The sequence below is a fragment of the Citrobacter sp. CK206 genome (genome assembly GCF_030333125.1).
GTDB classification, from domain to species: domain Bacteria; phylum Pseudomonadota; class Gammaproteobacteria; order Enterobacterales; family Enterobacteriaceae; genus Citrobacter_B; species Citrobacter_B koseri.
In genome coordinates this window covers 149395-165229 of the sequence record NZ_JAOWGM010000021.1, presented here as the reverse complement: position 1 = coordinate 165229, position 15835 = coordinate 149395, and the positions used below count along the sequence as shown (strand labels likewise).

The 15835-nt window shown below is 54.6% G+C and carries 15 protein-coding genes; 4 read left to right on the top strand and 11 right to left on the bottom strand.

All coding sequences use genetic code 11. The annotated features are described in order from the left end of the window. Window positions 1–63: 63 nt before the first annotated feature. The 6 genes from OGX81_RS03885 to OGX81_RS03860 all read right to left on the bottom strand — a co-directional run bounded on the left by OGX81_RS03885 (window position 64) and on the right by OGX81_RS03860 (window position 5564). Window positions 64–630 carry a TetR/AcrR family transcriptional regulator gene (locus OGX81_RS03885; protein ID WP_049009383.1) on the bottom strand — a complete coding sequence of 189 codons (567 nt, stop codon included), beginning with the start codon at window positions 628–630 and terminating at the stop codon, window positions 64–66. A gap of 188 nt (window positions 631–818) precedes the next feature. Next, window positions 819–1712, bottom strand: a complete 894-nt coding sequence (locus OGX81_RS03880; RefSeq protein ID WP_012133660.1) for a MurR/RpiR family transcriptional regulator — start codon at window positions 1710–1712, stop codon at window positions 819–821. A 2-nt stretch (window positions 1713–1714) separates the two neighbouring features. Beyond that, the gene (locus tag OGX81_RS03875) at window positions 1715–2662 is read right to left on the bottom strand and encodes an iron-siderophore ABC transporter substrate-binding protein (RefSeq protein ID WP_012133661.1); all 948 of its coding nucleotides are present in this window, start codon (window positions 2660–2662) and stop codon (window positions 1715–1717) included. Between the two features lie 15 nt (window positions 2663–2677). Beyond that, entirely contained in the window at window positions 2678–3730 is a 1053-nt protein-coding gene (locus OGX81_RS03870; RefSeq protein ID WP_012133662.1) for a FecCD family ABC transporter permease, read from the bottom strand. Then, complete coding sequence (locus OGX81_RS03865) at window positions 3727–4740, bottom strand: FecCD family ABC transporter permease (protein ID WP_104869025.1); 1014 nt, start codon at window positions 4738–4740, stop codon at window positions 3727–3729. Before OGX81_RS03865 ends, OGX81_RS03870 begins: the two co-directional genes overlap by 4 nt. Beyond that, a complete protein-coding gene (locus OGX81_RS03860; protein ID WP_058668675.1) occupies window positions 4737–5564 on the bottom strand; it encodes an ABC transporter ATP-binding protein in 828 nt (275 codons plus the stop codon). The genes OGX81_RS03865 and OGX81_RS03860 overlap by 4 nt, the downstream gene beginning before the upstream one ends. A 449-nt stretch (window positions 5565–6013) precedes the next feature. Between OGX81_RS03860 and OGX81_RS03855 the strand changes: the two genes are divergently transcribed. The 4 genes from OGX81_RS03855 (at window position 6014) to mtr (ending at window position 11388) form a co-directional block, all read left to right on the top strand. Beyond that, entirely contained in the window at window positions 6014–8176 is a 2163-nt protein-coding gene (locus OGX81_RS03855) for a TonB-dependent siderophore receptor (RefSeq protein WP_060816139.1), read from the top strand. Window positions 8177–8397: 221 nt separating this feature from the next. Beyond that, a complete protein-coding gene (tnaC, locus tag OGX81_RS03850) occupies window positions 8398–8493 on the top strand; it encodes a tryptophanase leader peptide (protein WP_024130621.1) in 96 nt (31 codons plus the stop codon). Window positions 8494–8618: 125 nt separating this feature from the next. Further along, window positions 8619–10007, top strand: a complete 1389-nt coding sequence (gene tnaA / locus OGX81_RS03845) for a tryptophanase (protein ID WP_012133668.1) — start codon at window positions 8619–8621, stop codon at window positions 10005–10007. A gap of 136 nt (window positions 10008–10143) precedes the next feature. Beyond that, on the top strand, window positions 10144–11388 hold the full coding sequence (gene mtr, locus OGX81_RS03840) for a tryptophan permease (protein ID WP_024130622.1): 1245 nt from the start codon (window positions 10144–10146) through the stop codon (window positions 11386–11388). Between the two features lie 80 nt (window positions 11389–11468). Here mtr and OGX81_RS03835 read toward each other — a convergent pair whose 3' ends face one another. The 5 genes from OGX81_RS03835 to motA are packed head-to-tail and all read right to left on the bottom strand — an operon-like array spanning window position 11469 to window position 15829. Then, entirely contained in the window at window positions 11469–12119 is a 651-nt protein-coding gene (locus OGX81_RS03835; RefSeq protein ID WP_146209151.1) for a hypothetical protein, read from the bottom strand. Beyond that, entirely contained in the window at window positions 12112–13146 is a 1035-nt protein-coding gene (gene parM / locus OGX81_RS03830; protein ID WP_197982146.1) for a plasmid segregation protein ParM domain-containing protein, read from the bottom strand. Before parM ends, OGX81_RS03835 begins: the two co-directional genes overlap by 8 nt. Before the next feature lie 43 nt (window positions 13147–13189). After that, on the bottom strand, window positions 13190–14002 hold the full coding sequence (locus OGX81_RS03825) for a C40 family peptidase (protein WP_309146682.1): 813 nt from the start codon (window positions 14000–14002) through the stop codon (window positions 13190–13192). Window positions 14003–14018: 16 nt separating this feature from the next. Further along, a complete protein-coding gene (gene lafU, locus OGX81_RS03820) occupies window positions 14019–14966 on the bottom strand; it encodes a putative lateral flagellar export/assembly protein LafU (RefSeq protein WP_104869027.1) in 948 nt (315 codons plus the stop codon). After that, window positions 14966–15829, bottom strand: coding sequence for a flagellar motor stator protein MotA (gene motA / locus OGX81_RS03815; protein ID WP_012133674.1), 864 nt, complete (start codon window positions 15827–15829; stop codon window positions 14966–14968). Before motA ends, lafU begins: the two co-directional genes overlap by 1 nt. Between the last annotated feature and the right edge of the window lie 6 nt (window positions 15830–15835).

Here is a 15835-nt window from a genome sequence, read left to right as displayed (position 1 = left end):
GCTATTTCTCACAACGACAATAAGGGAAATAATTTATTTCCCTTTGATTATTAGATTCTTTATTCAGCCATTCACAAGCATGGTAACGATATCCCGATATATCTCCTGTAACGCATCAGGGTCACTTTTTTGCGGCGTCAGGCGACGGTAAACCGCCCCTTCCATCATGGTTGCAATCACTTCAACACAGCAACGGATGCGGGCTTCGCTGAGTTGCGGACACGTTTTTCTCAGGTGCGCGCAGGCGTTGTCGAACATCCGCGCATCCGCCTCTTCGAGCATCGCGGCAACATGAGGATTGCGGGTCGATTCAGCCGCCATCTCCAGCATCAGCGCATCATCATCCTCGCTCAGCGTTTGCCGCCAGGCCAGGATTCCGGGGATACGCTCCGTCTGGGTTTTATCTTCTATCTGCGTGATGCGATAGTCGATAATACGGCGGATCATCTCTTCGATAATGGCATCTTTACTGGCGAAGTAGCGATAGATTTGCCCCACGCTGAGACGGGCTTCAGCAGCGATCTGCGACATGCTGGCGCCGTGAAATCCGCTTGCGCGAAAGCACTGGCGCGCGGCGTTGATGATCTCATCCTGTCGTTGTTTCTGGCGGATTTCCAGCTTGCTGCTCATCGCATCTCCTCGTCACCTCAAAAGTGAGAATGATCGTTCTCATTTTGGCTAATTATACGTCTCCTGCGCACATTGAAAAGGATTTTTTTGCTTATTATTTTCCTGCATTATTTGCCAGGAAAATAATGGAGAGATTATGGAGATTTAATGAAAAAAATCTGAAAATCAGATGGAGAGAATATTTAAATTTATTTCTTTGCCCCTGACTTTCCAATTCCCCGGTACAATTCATTGATGCGCTTAACAGACTTAATCGAACGCTGCGGGGCTGTCGAAGCGACAGACAACACGATCATTTCCAGGCAAACCAGCACCGTACCGTGCAGCGGCATTTTCCCGTTCTCACCGCCGCGCGGCACATTGATCACCACATCCGCCTCCTTGCTAAAACGTGATTCCAGCGCATTGGTCAGTAAAATCACCGGCACGCCCAACCGCTTCGCCTCGCGGATGGTCGTCAACCCTTCGCGATGCGGCGATTTCTGCGCCATCATAATCAGCACATCCCCCCGCTGTAGCGCAATAAGCTGTTCCGCCAGGTTAATCCCGGTACGATTAAACGCCACCGACGGCAAGCCAATACGGCTGAGCAGACGCGCCGTGTAGTCCGCAAGTATCCCGGATGCGCCAATGCCAAATATCCCCACCTGACGCGCCTCCACCAGCAGTGCGACCGCCTGCGCAATCGCGTAACGGTTTTGCGGCGTAGACAGCACGTCGCAGGTGCGCTGATGCCCTTGCAGAACAAAATCAATGCTCGAATTTACATCGCAGGAAAGCGTATTCACCGTGGTCGTCATTTTCTCTTCCGAGGTGATACCCGGGCCAAACCAGTGTTCGATGGTCTGTTTTAAATCGCGCAGCCCGGCAAACCCCAATGCCTGAATCGCCCGGACAACCGTCGCGTCAGAAGTTTGAGTGGCGGCCGCAATTTCTATCGCCGTAAATTCCAGTACCACTTCCCGGTTCTCATGGATATAACGCGCCACCGCCTGCATCCTCGGCGAAAGCAGATGCGCCCGCGCCCGGAAGCGATCGCCGTAGACATCAATACGATTTTTCACTTTCTTCGCCGTCAGCATGGTTATTTCCCCTCCGGTAAGTGGCGCCCGGCAATATGCGACTGTACCTGTGCAACCATCAGGCTGAGTGATGCAAAGGAGTTCGAAATCGCCTCTTCACGGGAGATCAAAACGTAATGCCCGCGCTGGCAAGCGGTAAGAAACTCGCACCAGCCCGGCAACACAGCATCCATCGCGGCAATTTCATCCTGCGGCTTACCACCGGTATCACCGCGCCAGGTGGCAAAAACAAAATCCGCGTCCATCTCCGGCAGACGCTCCGCGCTCACGTCAATCCGCCCTCCAGGCGGAATGCTGTCGATCAGTTTCGGGAAGGAAAACCCGGCATCGCGCAGGACGCGTCCTAACGAATGATAGGTGTGCAACGCATTGATTTTTCCCTGGTTTGCCTGAATGACTGACACCGTAATGTGTTGGGTATCCACCGTGTGTTTCAACCGGTCAATCTCTTCCCGGTAGCGACGCTCCAGGATAGCCAGTCGCGCCTGAGTTCCGGTAAGCTGCGCGAGCTTGCGGTAAATTTCCGGCGCGCCGCCGTCGAGATGATCAATGCTCACCGTCGGGGCGATTTTCTCCAGTTGTTCGATGGGCGTATGGCGACTCGGCTCGGTGATGATCAAATCGGGTTTCGCGGCGACAATCGCTTCAATATCAATGTCCGCCGTACCAATAAACTTTATTGTCGAATGATCAAAATCGACGCCGGTCAGCAGCGCGCCCGAACGCAGGAAATGACTGCCGTCAGGACGCGTTCTGCCGTGGCTGGCGACCGGCGGAACGCCCAGCTCAATCAGCGGAATGGTGATATCAAGATCGTGTAGCGACACAATGCGCTGCGGATGCAGCGGCACGTTCACCACGCGTCCGAGATCGTCGGTAAAAGGCCGGGTGGCAACCTCTGCCTGTACAGAGCACCCCAGCAGCAGCAACAGCGAAAAAAGTAAACGCATACACCCTCTTAAAAATTACAAACGATCCCGGCGACGCCAGAGCAACAGTAAAAAGAAAGGGCCGCCGACCAGCGCAATCACGATCCCCGCCGGTATTTGCAGCGGCGCAAAGGCCAGACGCCCGATGGTATCCGTGAGCAGCACCAGCAGAGCGCCAATGAGCGCACTGCCCCACAGCAGCGCCATTTGCCCTCCGCGCAGGCAAAAACGCGCCATATGCGGCGCCATCAGGCCGACAAACCCCAGGCTGCCCACGCAGGAGACGCTGGCGGCGGTCAGAAAGACCGGCGCCATAAAACGCAGCAGCGCCAGATGAGACAGACGCACCCCGAGCCCGGTCGCGGTGTGATTACCCAGCAGCGCCACATCCGATGCTCTCGCCGTCGCAAACAGCAGAACAGCCGCAGGCAACGCCCACCCCAGCGCCACCCACAGCAACGGCCAGGTGGCGGCGTGCAGGCTTCCGGCCAGCCAGACCAGCGCCGTTTGCACATCGCGGACATCGGCTGTCGTCATAAAAACGCCCATTCCCGCAGCAAAGAACCATGAGACGCCAATGCCGATCAGCACAAATCGCGGGCGGGAGAAATCACGGGCCAGCAGCATGACCAGCGCGGCGACCAGTAATCCGCCAGCAATACCCGCCAGCGGTCGCCAGACCAGGCTGACCGACGGGAAGAGCAGCACTAACGCCAGTACCACCACGCTACTCCCCTCTTTCACGCCGATAAGACCGGGGTCAGCCAGGCCGTTACGGGTAATCGACTGCATCGCCGCGCCAGCCAGCCCCAGCATTGCTCCACACAGCAGCGCCATCAGCAAACGCGGAAGACGGACATCCCAGACAACATACTGCTGCTGCTCCGTTAACGCCTGCGGAGAGAACAACGCACGCCCGATGGCGGAAGCCGGAACGGGAAGCGACCCCTGCAACACGCCCGAAACCAGCAGTACGGCGGCCAGCGTGGCAAACCCCAGCACACACCACACCGTTTTCAGCCGGACAAGGCGTGAGAATTTCCCCACCCGCCATGCGCGCAGCCCGGCACGCGCCAGAATAACGCTCATTTAAGAAATCTCGACGCAATGAAAATAAACACCGGCGCGCCGACCAGCGCGGTCATCACTCCTGTAGCCAGCTCCTGCGGGGCAAGCAGGGTTCGGGCAACGATATCCGCCAGTAGCAGCACTGCCGCCCCCAGCAGCGCCGCCAGCGGGAGCATCTGGCGAATGTCTTCCGTCACCAGGCGTCTGATGACGCCCGGAACCAACAGCCCGATAAAACCCAGCGGCCCGGCGACGGATACCGCCGCGCCGCACAGCAGCGCAATGGCGATCATCGCCATCAGACGAATGCGCAGAATATTAACGCCCAACCCACAGGCCATCCGGTCGCCTAGCGCCAGAATATTCAGCCCCGGCGCTATCGCTATCGCCAGTACAACGCCAACCAGCGACGGCAGGAGGGCCTGGCGTACTTTTTCCCAACTCATCCCCGCGAGATCGCCCACCAGCCAGGTGCGCATCGCCAGCAACGTCTGCTCATCCAGAATAAGGATTGCCGCCGTGAGCGACGACACCATCGCCGACAGCGCCACGCCGCAGAGCGTGACCTTCAGCGGCGTCAGTCCGCCACGCCCGGCGGAAGAGAGCGCCATCACCAGCGAAAAGAGTGCCGCTGCGCCCCCTGCCGCAACCAGTGACTGACTGAGCCCCGCGACGCCCAGCGCGGTACACAGCACCACGGAGAACGCGGCCCCCGCATTCAGCCCCAGAATGTGCGGTTCACCCAGCGGGTTGCGAATCAATGCCTGTAACAGAACGCCGGCTACGCCCAAAGCCGCGCCAACCAGCATGGCCGCAGCCATACGCAACAGACGCAGAGAAATAACGATTCGGTGATCAAAGTTTTTGGCATCGAAGTGAAATAACGCCTGAATGACGGTCTGCGGACTGACGGCACGCGCCCCGACGCCCAGATGAATCACCGACAGCATAAACAGCAGCAGTAGCAAGACAGGAAGCGCCAGCAGAAATCGACCACGACGGCGGCCTGATGCGATGACCATAGCCGTCATTCTTCCGCTCCAGCCTTGGCACGAAACGGCATGAAAAACGGCTTTCCGGTCAACGGATTCACCGACATCTGCACATCGACGTCAAACACCGATTTGATCAGCTCCGGCGTACAGTGCTCTCCTTCATGTACGATCCCCTCCAGCCGCCCCTGTCTGAGAAAGACCAGCATATCGCCGTAATTCACCGCGAAATTGAGATCATGTAACACCACCACCACGGTACGACCATGATGACGGGTCAGGGAGTGCAGAAGCTCAAGGATCTCTACCTGATAACGCAGATCGAGAAAGGTTGTAGGCTCATCCAGCAAAATAAACGGCGTTTGCTGCGCCAGCGCCATCGCAATCCAGCACCGCTGGCGCTGCCCGCCGGAGAGACTCTCCACTGGCAAATGGGCGAAGTCGGTTGTTCCGGTGAGCTGTAACGCCTGCTCTACGGCCTGTGCGTCATCATCGGTCCATTGCTGGAGAAAATTCTGCCAGGGAAAACGCCCGCGCGAAACCAGTTCAAAAACCGTTAATCCCTCCGGCACCAGCGGGGATTGCGGCAGGATGCCAAGCTGACGCGAAACCGCTTTGGTCGGCTGTTGATGAATCGCTTTACCATCAAGCAGCACGCTGCCGCCCAACGGCTTCAGCATTCGGGCAATCGTACTTAATAAGGTGGATTTGCCTGAGCCGTTCGCCCCGGCCAGTACCGTCATTTTACCTTGCGGGATAGTGAGGCAGACGTCATGCACGATGGCGTGCTGACGATAACCAGCAGAAAGCTGTTTCAGCTCAATGCCCGTTCTGTGGGCGGTGTTTTCCACATGCTGTGGCATGTTCACTCCTGCGCCGTCGCAGACTGGCAAAGCCAGCGCGCGCAGCCTTTCAAATAAAAATAAAACTCATTCTCTTTAAGATCTTGCTGGGTTGCGCCGTAGTAGTCAAGCAATTACGCCCTGTAGTTACATCACCGTACTCACGCAACAAAAACGCCGCAGAAAAAGACGAACAAACTTACAAAAACAGATAAATATCAATAAATTAAAAATTATTTTCCCGCAATAACACTACGGTTTTATGACGTTAACCCTGCTGTAGTTTCTTTTTCATTTTTACGTTTACTACTACAAACGCCCATGATTGAATGATTCTCAATTACACATCTGACGCCGTTTACGTTGGTTAAAAGATGGATAAAACGCATGGCTAGCAAGCCGGGCAATGAACTGGATAAACCTGTTTTCCCTCCCGTTTTTGGCAGGGTATTTTGCGGAATAAATAAAAGATGGCTAAGTTAACTCCTTATTTTTCTGGGATGAAAGGGCGAGCGCTGTGCTCCGCTCTGTTTTTGGGTATCACGACGGCTCCTGCGGTCATGGCGGCGGAAAAAGAAAACTCGCCGCTCAAAAATGAAGAGACGATGACCGTGCGCGCAGACGCCTCTTCTGCCGATCAGGCCGTCACGTCAGGTTATCAACCGCTGAGTTCGTCCACCGCCACGCTGACGTCGATGCCGCTGCTGGATATCCCGCAGGTGGTCAATACCGTCAGCGACAAAGTGCTGGAAGATCAGCACGCCACAACCCTCGATGAAGCGCTGTATAACGTCAGCAACGTTGTGCAAACCAACACGCTGGGCGGAACGCAGGATGCGTTTGTTCGCCGTGGTTTCGGCGCGAATCGTGACGGTTCCGTGATGACCAACGGCCTTAAAACCGTATTGCCGCGCAGTTTCAACGCGGCCACATCGCGGGTGGAAGTGCTGAAAGGCCCGGCCTCCACGCTGTACGGTATTCTCGATCCCGGCGGCCTGATTAACGTCGTAACCAAACGTCCGCAAACGCAATTTGGCGGCTCGATTTCCGCCACCTCCTCCAGCTTCGGCGGCGGCACAGGCCAGTTTGACATCACCGGGCCGATTGAAGGCACCCAACTGGCGTATCGCCTGATCGGTGAGTATCAGCACGAGGACTACTGGCGCAACTATGGCACTAACCAGAGCAGCTTCATCTCCCCTTCCCTGACCTGGTTTGGCGACAACGCGACGGTCAGCGTGCTCTATTCGCACCGTAATTACAAAGCCCCGTTCGATCGCGGCACCATTTTCGATCTCAATACCAAACAGCCGGTTAACGTGGATCGGAAAACCCGCTTTGATGAGAAATTCAATATCACCGATGGCGAATCGGATCTGGCGCAGCTCAATGCCGAATATCGCTTCAACAGCGCGTGGACGGCGAAGTTTGATTACAGCTTCAGTCAGGATAAATACAGCGATAACCAGGCTCGCGTGATGGCTTATGATTCCGCTACCGGGAACCTGACCCGCCGCGTGGATGCGACGCAAGGCTCCACCCAACGGATGCATGCGACCCGCGCCGATTTACAAGGAAACGTGGATATCGCTGGTTTCTATAACGAGATCCTGACCGGCGTCTCTTATGAGAATTACGATCTGCTGCGCACGGATATGATTCGCTGTAAGAACGTGAAAGGCTTTAATATTTACAATCCGGTCTACGGTACGCTCGGCAAATGCACCAGCGTCTCGGCCTCCGACAGCGACCAGACGATTAAGCAGGAGAGCTATTCCGCTTACGTACAGGATGCGCTGTATCTGACCGATAAGTGGATCGCCGTCGCCGGGATGCGCTATCAGTACTACACCGAATATGCCGGGAAGGGCCGCCCGTTCAACGTCAACACCGACAGTACGGACCAGCAGTGGGTGCCGAAATTCGGCATGGTCTATAAGCTGACCCCTTCTGTGTCGCTGTTCGGCAACGTATCGCGCGCCTTTATGCCGCAATACTCTATTGCCAGCTACATTGGCGATCTGCCGCCGGAAACCTCTACCGCCTATGAAGTGGGGGCGAAATTCGATCTCTTTGACGGCATCACCGCCAATATCGCCCTGTTCAATATTGATAAGCGCAACGTGCTGTACAACGAAATCGTGGATGGCGAAACCGTGGCGAAAACCGCAGGGCGCGTACGCTCACAGGGGGTGGAAGTGGATGTCGCAGGCTCGCTAACGCCCAATACCAATATCATCGCCAGCTACGGTTATACCGCAGCGAAAGTCACGGAAGATCCCGATTACAAAGGGAAACCGCTGCCTAACGTACCGCGTCATACCGGTTCATTGTTCCTGACCTATGACATTCACAACGCCTTTATGGGCAATACGTTGACCATTGGCGGCGGCGGACATGGCGTAAGCCGTCGTTCCGCCACCAACGGCGCGGACTATTATCTGCCTGGTTATTTTGTGGCCGATGCCTTTGCAGCCTATAAGATGAAACTGCAATACCCAGTGACTCTGCAACTCAACGTGAAAAACGTGTTTGATAAAACGTATTACACCTCATCCATTGCTACCAATAATCTGGGTAATCAGATTGGCGACCCGCGTGAAGTTCAGTTCACGGTAAAAATGGAGTTCTGATCCTTCTCATCCAAATACCCTGTCAATTCTGGCAGGGTATTCCCGCTATTCCCTCACATTAAGATGAATAAACTCACACCACCCAATGAACGCAAAAATGCGCGCCTCATCAACTTTCTTAACTGAACTGTATCAGATTTAACATTTTGTGATTTTTATCGCGGATAAATTTTAATCTTCCGCTATTTTTAAATTCCCTTTCACTCATGGAGGACGATGTAATGAAACACAAATCGTTTTATCGCCTCATTGCCGCAGGCGGTCTGCACTTCTGGTATAACCTCGATCCGCGTATTTCTAACGACTTTCCGCGTTAATTCTCCTTAGCCGTTCAACATCAATAAAAAATTAACTGAACACTACGTTTGGTCGGTATTTCTTGCGCCTGTTAAAGGCACAAAAATAACGTTCACGTAGCACGACATGCTATTGGAGAAATAATATGAAACGTATTCCTGAGCCGTTCCGCATTAAAATGGTAGAAAACATTCGTATGACCACCTGGGACGACCGTGTTAAAGCGCTTGAAGAAGCGGGATATAACCCTTTTCTGCTCAGAAGCGATGATGTATATATCGACCTGTTGACCGACTCCGGCACTGGCGCAATGAGCGACCGTCAATGGTCAGGCCTGATGATGGGCGATGAAGCCTACGCCGGCTCACGCAACTATTACCATCTGTGCGACAAAGTAAAAGAGCTGATCGGCTACCCGTTCACGATCCCTACGCACCAGGGACGCGGCGCCGAGCAAATTCTGTTTCCCTGCCTGATTGCCCGCCGCAACGCTGAAAAACCGGTCTTTATTTCCAACTTCCACTTTGATACGACCGCCGCCCATGTCGAATTAAACGGCGCGAAAGCCATCAACGTGGTGACGCCAAAAGCGTTCGACACCACCTCATGGTACGACTGGAAAGGCAACTTTGATATCGACCTGCTCAACGCCACTATCGCGGAACATGGCGCAGAAAACGTCGCGGCGATTATCACCACCGTCACCTGCAACAGCTCAGGCGGCCAGCCGGTTTCCATCGCCAATATGCGCGAGGTGTATCAAATAGCGAAGCGGCACAATATTCCGGTGGTCATCGACTCCGCCCGCTTCTGCGAAAACGCCTGGTTTATTAAACAGCGCGAAGAGGGATACGCAGATAAAACGGTGAAAGAGATCGTCCGTGAGATGTACCAGTATGGGGATATGCTGACCATGTCGGCGAAGAAAGATCCGATGGTCAATATCGGCGGGCTGTGCTGCTTCCGTGATGATGAAGATCTGTTCAACGACGTGCGCATTCGCTGCGTGCCGATGGAAGGGTTTGTCACTTACGGCGGGCTGGCGGGGCGCGATATGGAAGCGCTGGCGATCGGCCTCGAAGAAGGGATGAATGAAGATTTCCTCGCCTATCGAATTAACCAGGTGGAATACCTGGGCGAACGGCTGCGCGAAGGGGGGATTCCAATCCAGTATCCAACCGGGGGCCACGCGGTATTTGTCGATGCGAAGCTGCTGCTGCCGCACATTCCGGCAGAACAGTTCCCGGCTCATGCGCTGAATAACGAACTGTACCTGGAAGCCGGGATTCGCAGCGTGGAAATTGGCTCTCTGCTGCTTGGGCGCGATCCGGCCACTGGCAAACAAAAACCGTCGCCAATGGAATTACTGCGTCTGACGATCCCACGTCGGGTCTACACCAACGATCACATGGACTATATCGCGGATGCGTTAATCGCCGTAAAAGCCCGCGCCGCATCGATCAAAGGGCTGACTTTCACCTATGAACCGCCGGTGCTGCGCCACTTTGTGGCCCGGCTGAAACCGGTGAAATAACGTTCTGATACGCGCTCCCCTGCGGGAGCGCGATTCCGCTATTTAATACGATATTCAACGCATTCAGGCATGAGAAAAGCGGGATCGCCCTTTTCTCTGCACAATGACGGGCATAGCCACGCGAGGAAAACGCACTATGGCTACATTATCGGTCGCAAATAAAGCGCCGTCGCTGATCGGCGGGGCAATGATTATCGGTGGAACCATTATTGGCGCGGGCATGTTTTCTCTCCCGGTGGTGATGTCTGGCGCCTGGTTTTTCTGGTCACTGCTGGCATTAATTTTTACCTGGTTTTGTATGCTGCATTCCGGGTTAATGATCCTGGAAGCAAACCTGAATTATCATATTGGCGCCAGCTTCGACACGATTACCAAAGACCTGCTGGGAAATCGCTGGAATATTATTAACGGTCTGACCGTCGCGTTCGTGCTGTATATTCTGACTTACGCCTATATTTCCGCCAGCGGTTCGGTTATTCACCATACCTTTGCACAAATGGGGATCGTCTTTCCGGCCAGGCTCGGCGGGTTATTATTCGCCCTGGCGGTGGCGTTTATTGTCTGGCTAAGCACCCGGGCGGTGAGCCGTATGACGACCATTGTGCTGGGCGCTAAAATTCTCACCTTCTTTATGACGTTTGGCGGTTTGCTCTGGCACGTCCAGCCAACAATTTTACTCAATACCGCTGAAGTCAGCCCCAGCTACCTGCCCTACGTCCTGATGACGTTGCCGTTCTGTCTCGCCTCATTTGGTTATCACGGCAACGTGCCCAGTCTGATGAAATATTACGGCAAAGATCCGTTGACCATCCGCCGCTGCCTGCTGCTGGGAACGTTGATGGCGCTGGTGCTGTATATCATCTGGCTGGTCGGTACGATGGGGAATATTCCGCGTCCGGCGTTTATTGAGATCGCCGAAAAAGGCGGCAATATCGATGTGCTGGTACAGACGCTGAGCGGTTTGCTGAACAGCTCAACGCTCGATCTGCTGCTGACCGTCTTCTCCAACTTTGCCGTCGCCAGTTCGTTCCTCGGCGTTACGCTGGGATTATTTGATTACCTCGCCGATCTCTTCAGGTTCGACGACTCGCCAAAAGGACGTTTCAAAACTGCGCTGGTCACGTTTCTGCCGCCCATCACCGGCGGTTTAATCTGGCCAAATGGGTTTATCTACGCCATCGGTTTTGCCGGGCTGGCCGCCACCGTCTGGGCGGCGATTGTCCCGGCGCTGCTGGCGCGCGCATCGCGCAAACGCTTTAACAGCCCGCACTATCGGGTATGGGGAGGCAACGCGATGATCGTCCTGATTTTATGCTTTGGGGCAGCTAACGCGCTTATCCATATTCTATCCAGCATTAACCTTCTGCCGGTATACCGGTAGTACGCCATGCGCGGCGGCATAAAATAAAAAGGGAACCGCCGGGTTCCCTTTTCAACACTGGTGACGCGCTGGGCGAAAGTCTAAAAGATCCCTTTCTGACGCACTTTACTCATCTTCTGCGTTGGCGCGTCTACGGTACTGAGATCGACTTCTTCAGCATTTACGGATTTAGCCGGTTCCGCCGCTGACGTGCGCCCTGTTACGCGCAGCTGTTGCAACAGCAGATGCTGCTGTTCCAGCAAGACTTTGAGCTGGGCGACCTCTTCACGCAGTTTTGCCGTCTCCTCATGCTGCGTGTTATCCGATGGCGCTGCGGCGACCTGCTGTTTTTGCAGGGCCTGCGCCATCAGCGTACGCATTTGCGCCAGCTGCTGTTCGCTGAAGTCTTTCTCTTTTTCTGCATCGCCATCGCCGGTCATGAGGGCGACGGGCAGCAAATTGCTCTCCTGCAATTCCGCGCAAAGGGATTCGAGGCTCAAACCTTCCCGGCTCAGGGATTCTGCAACATGGCTGCACAATTGCGGGTTGAGAAGATGCAATTGCAGGCCGGACAGATAGATATTGCGATGAAACTGGCGGATCTCCATGTTGGCGTCATTGACGTCGCTCCCGTCCCGCTGCACTGCGCCATACCATTTTTTTAGTTGCAGCATCGCGCGCAAATCCGCGCGCGATCGCTCTGGCGACAAATGCAATGAGAGGTTAACACGGCGGATCTGCCTGTTACTCATCGTCGCCTACCTCAACCATTTGCGGCGAATCAATCTGCTCAACGCCTGACTCAGCATGGTACAGGCAGATCTCGCGAGAGAGCGCGCTTTGCGGGTTGTCGAGCGTCACCACGCGATCGCCGAGCGTCGAATAGGCCTGGCGCAGAGCGGATTCGATCAGATGCGCGCCGCCGCCGACCAGATAAACACGGTTAGGGTTCTTAGCGAATTTCTTCGCTTCATAAGCCACCTGATCGCCAAGCTCCTGAATCTTGATCTCGATCCGTTCAAGGATCTCGTCAATCCGCGATTCATCGTTGATGACGCTTCTGACAAAATCCAGATCGTTGCGACGCTTGATCAGCTCGTTCGCCACCAGGTAGCTGGAGTCGCTGTCCGCCGCCGCCAGTAATTTACGCGTGGCGTCCGTCACCATCGCCACGCCGATTTCGTTGTTGCCGTAAATTGCGGAAACATCGTCAAACTCGCCGACAATCACCCCCATGTCCAGCGTTGTCCCGCCGCAGTCGATGACCAGCGACTTGGTGAATTCATTCACGTTGGAGTTAAGCAGATGCGACAGCGCCGCAGGCAGGCTCTCCGGCATAACATGCACATCAACGATACGGAACAGCTCGCCTTTATTCAGCGAGATCTCACGCATCAGGTTGCGACGTTTCGCTTCGATGCGCTCATCGTTACGCTGGCAATCGTCCGGCTTGTAGAATTGCGTAATCGGCAGTGTGACGATAACTTCAACGTCACGCGGCGTCAGGCCGGTTTGCAGCAGCGCATGATGAACCGCCAGCAGATTCAAATCGTCATACTGGTATTCGATGTGCGTCGTGGAAAGCGCTTTATCCGAGGTCGCATCATAGGTGTATTTCGTGGTGCCGATGGTGTAGTTGTATACCGACTGACCACGCAGCAGCGCCGCGCTTTTCCAGTCCTTACGGAAGGAGTTCGGCGAAACAACGGTCTTCAGCGTACCGTTTTCAATCCAGCTAATTTTCACATTGGTTGAGCCATCATCAATGGCGAATTTCATACGTGTTGCGGTCATGGGTTTTAACTCAATCTAAGGGTCATTTTTACAGCATCGCCTCTTCCGTCAGAATGCGGCGAGCGCCGAGGTAATGCGATTGCCAGAAATCATCTGAAAGCTGGCTAATGCGGATATTTAGCCCGCTACGCGGGGCCTCAATAAACTCATCGTTTCCAAGGTAGACGCCAACATGGTCGGCGCCCGGTCGCTGGTTAATGTTAAAAAACACCAGATCGCCGCGACGGAGTTTATCTACGCGAATATGTTTAAGAGTGGGGTCCTGATACATGCCGTTTGCCGTGCGGGGTAGCTTGCGCTCCAGCACATGATTGAAGGCGTAGAAAACCAGGCCACTGCAATCAAATCCTTCCAGCGGATTTTTACCGCCCCAGACATAGGGCTTACCTAACTGGTCTTCCAGACGCTTGATGACGGTATGTAATCGGGACGCCAGTTTCGGGCTGATGCGCCCCGTTTTGTCTTTCCCTTTGCGTGCCTGACTCCACAGCGTGTCGGAGCCGCCCAGGCTACCGGGCTGCCAGCGGGCATGCATTGCCAGCATCTCGCGGTTTTTAGTGCGGTCAGCCAGTTTTTGCGCCGTTTCCCGCTGCTTTTGTTCCGGCGTTAACGGTACGACGGCAGTCCGTTTTTTCACTTTCGCCATCAGCCGCTCGCGATTTTTTTTCCGCATCTGCAACGCGTTTTCCTGCTGCGTCATACCCGCTTCTACAGGCTTCGGCTTTGCGATGCTGTAGCCCGTCGGCATCAGCAATAACAGGATGAGAGAAAAAAAAGGTACCTGGCGGCACAGAACATGCCGGGCAGGTACAAAACGGACAGAACGGATGAAACGTTTCACAGCAATAACGATCTGATTAATGGTTTTTCGTCAGTTTATCGGTCAGCGGTTTAATGACTTTTTCGCCATGCTGCCCAAAGAACTGGTACAGAGAATCACTGGCGGAATGCGTCAGCACCATAATTTCAATGCGGCGGTTCGCGGAACTCAGCGGATGTTGCGGGTCAAGCAACATCTGATCCGCCATGCCGCTCACTTGCAGAATTTTGCTTTGATCCAGCCCCCCGGTGGTCAGAACCGCTCGCGCCTGCATGGCGCGTTCGCCGGACAAGTTCCAGTTGTTATAAAGCACCTGATCGCGAAAACGCGTGGCATCGGTATGGCCGGTGATGATGATCTTGTTGTCAATCTTGTTCAGTTCCGGCGCGAACTCCGTCAGTAAGCGTTTGAAAAACGGCGTCAGGATTGCGCTACTGCGCTGGAACATCTCGCGTTTTTGATCGTCCGAGACCAGAATACGCAGCCCCTGCGGCACAATTTCCATTTTCAGGTTGGCTTGCGCATCGTACGTCGAGGTGATTTTCATGATAATGCGCGCCAGATCTTCAATCTCATTACGCGAGCGGGCGTTCACGTCGTCCAGGCTTTCCGTCTGTTTCGCCTGCTGAGCAATCTGCTTCTCCGCATCGGTCAACGGTTTTGACGACTCTGCCGTTTTCGACGGTTTAGGCGTTTTCGGATGACGACTGTCAATCAGCGAAAGCTGCCCGCCCTGCCCCTCTTTTTGCGTAATGGGCGTTAATGAGTTGCCTTCAAAGACCGACTCGCCATTGAGCATGGAGACAATCTCTTTACGTTCTTCTTCCGTTACCGCGCCCATGATCCACAGCACCATAAACAGCGCCATCATTGCCAGCGTGAAGTCTGCGAAGGCCACTTTCCAGGCGCCGCCATGAAATTCATCATGGCTTTTACGCGAGGAGCGTTTGATGATCGTGGTATGTTCTTTGCTGCGGTTACGCATCAGGCATCACCCATCATCTGGTTTACCCAACCGTCCAGCGTCGCGAATGTCGGTTTCGTGTCCATCGGCAGCATTTTGCGCCCGGCATCGACCGCCAGCAGCGTCGGCTTACCGGCAACGTGGTTCACCAGTACGGTACGCACGCACTCCAGCACCGAGATTTGCTTTTTGGTGCGTTGCTCCATGGCGTTCGCCACCGGGTCCATCAGGCAGTAACAGAAGAATACGCCGAGGAAGGTTCCCACCAGAGCGGCCGCAACCTTCACGCCGATGACCGCAATCGAGCCGTCAATGGATTGCATGGTAATGATGATGCCAAGTACCGCCGCGCAGATGCCGAATCCAGGCATCGCTTCCGCAGTACGTTGCAAAGAGCGGGACGGTTGCAGAAGGTTCTCTTCCATTGCCACCAGTTCCTGTTCGAGAATCCCTTCCAGCTCGTGCTCGTTGATTTTCCCCATCGCCATCAGGCGGAAGTTATCGGAGATGAACGTCACCAGCGCTTTGTCGTGCAGCATGAGGGGGTATTTCTGGAATAACGCGCTGTTTTCCGGTGCTTCGATATGCTCATCCAGCACCTTCAGGCCGCCGTCCTGCACCAGTTCCAGCAGTTCATACAGCAGCATCAGCAGCTGGCGCTGATACTCATCGGTATATTCGTTTTTGCGCATAATGCCGCGAAACTGACGGTACATTTCGCTCAGCACCGCTTTGGGGTTCGCCAGTACCATCGCCCCCAGTCCCGCGCCAAGAATAATGATGATTTCACCCGGCTGCCAGAATGAGGCGAGGTGTCCGCCTGACAAAATAAAGCCGCCGACAACACACCCCATGATGATGAGAATACCTAAGAATTTCTGCATAAACCT

Excerpts from the sequence above, each read along its gene's own strand:
- parM (WP_197982146.1), bottom strand. The coding sequence starts at position 13,146 with ATGAAATTCGCCATTGATGATGGCTCAACCAATGTGAAAATTAGCTGG.
- OGX81_RS03885 (WP_049009383.1), bottom strand. The coding sequence starts at position 630 with ATGAGCAGCAAGCTGGAAATCCGCCAGAAACAACGACAGGATGAGATC.
- mtr (WP_024130622.1), top strand. The coding sequence starts at position 10,144 with ATGGCTACATTATCGGTCGCAAATAAAGCGCCGTCGCTGATCGGCGGG.
- lafU (WP_104869027.1), bottom strand. The coding sequence starts at position 14,966 with ATGCGTAACCGCAGCAAAGAACATACCACGATCATCAAACGCTCCTCG.
- tnaA (WP_012133668.1), top strand. The coding sequence starts at position 8,619 with ATGAAACGTATTCCTGAGCCGTTCCGCATTAAAATGGTAGAAAACATT.
- OGX81_RS03875 (WP_012133661.1), bottom strand. The coding sequence starts at position 2,662 with ATGCGTTTACTTTTTTCGCTGTTGCTGCTGCTGGGGTGCTCTGTACAG.
- OGX81_RS03870 (WP_012133662.1), bottom strand. The coding sequence starts at position 3,730 with ATGAGCGTTATTCTGGCGCGTGCCGGGCTGCGCGCATGGCGGGTGGGG.
- OGX81_RS03835 (WP_146209151.1), bottom strand. The coding sequence starts at position 12,119 with ATGAGTAACAGGCAGATCCGCCGTGTTAACCTCTCATTGCATTTGTCG.
- OGX81_RS03865 (WP_104869025.1), bottom strand. The coding sequence starts at position 4,740 with ATGACGGCTATGGTCATCGCATCAGGCCGCCGTCGTGGTCGATTTCTG.
- OGX81_RS03880 (WP_012133660.1), bottom strand. The coding sequence starts at position 1,712 with ATGCTGACGGCGAAGAAAGTGAAAAATCGTATTGATGTCTACGGCGAT.
- OGX81_RS03855 (WP_060816139.1), top strand. The coding sequence starts at position 6,014 with ATGGCTAAGTTAACTCCTTATTTTTCTGGGATGAAAGGGCGAGCGCTG.
- OGX81_RS03860 (WP_058668675.1), bottom strand. The coding sequence starts at position 5,564 with ATGCCACAGCATGTGGAAAACACCGCCCACAGAACGGGCATTGAGCTG.
- motA (WP_012133674.1), bottom strand. The coding sequence starts at position 15,829 with ATGCAGAAATTCTTAGGTATTCTCATCATCATGGGGTGTGTTGTCGGC.
- tnaC (WP_024130621.1), top strand. The coding sequence starts at position 8,398 with ATGAAACACAAATCGTTTTATCGCCTCATTGCCGCAGGCGGTCTGCAC.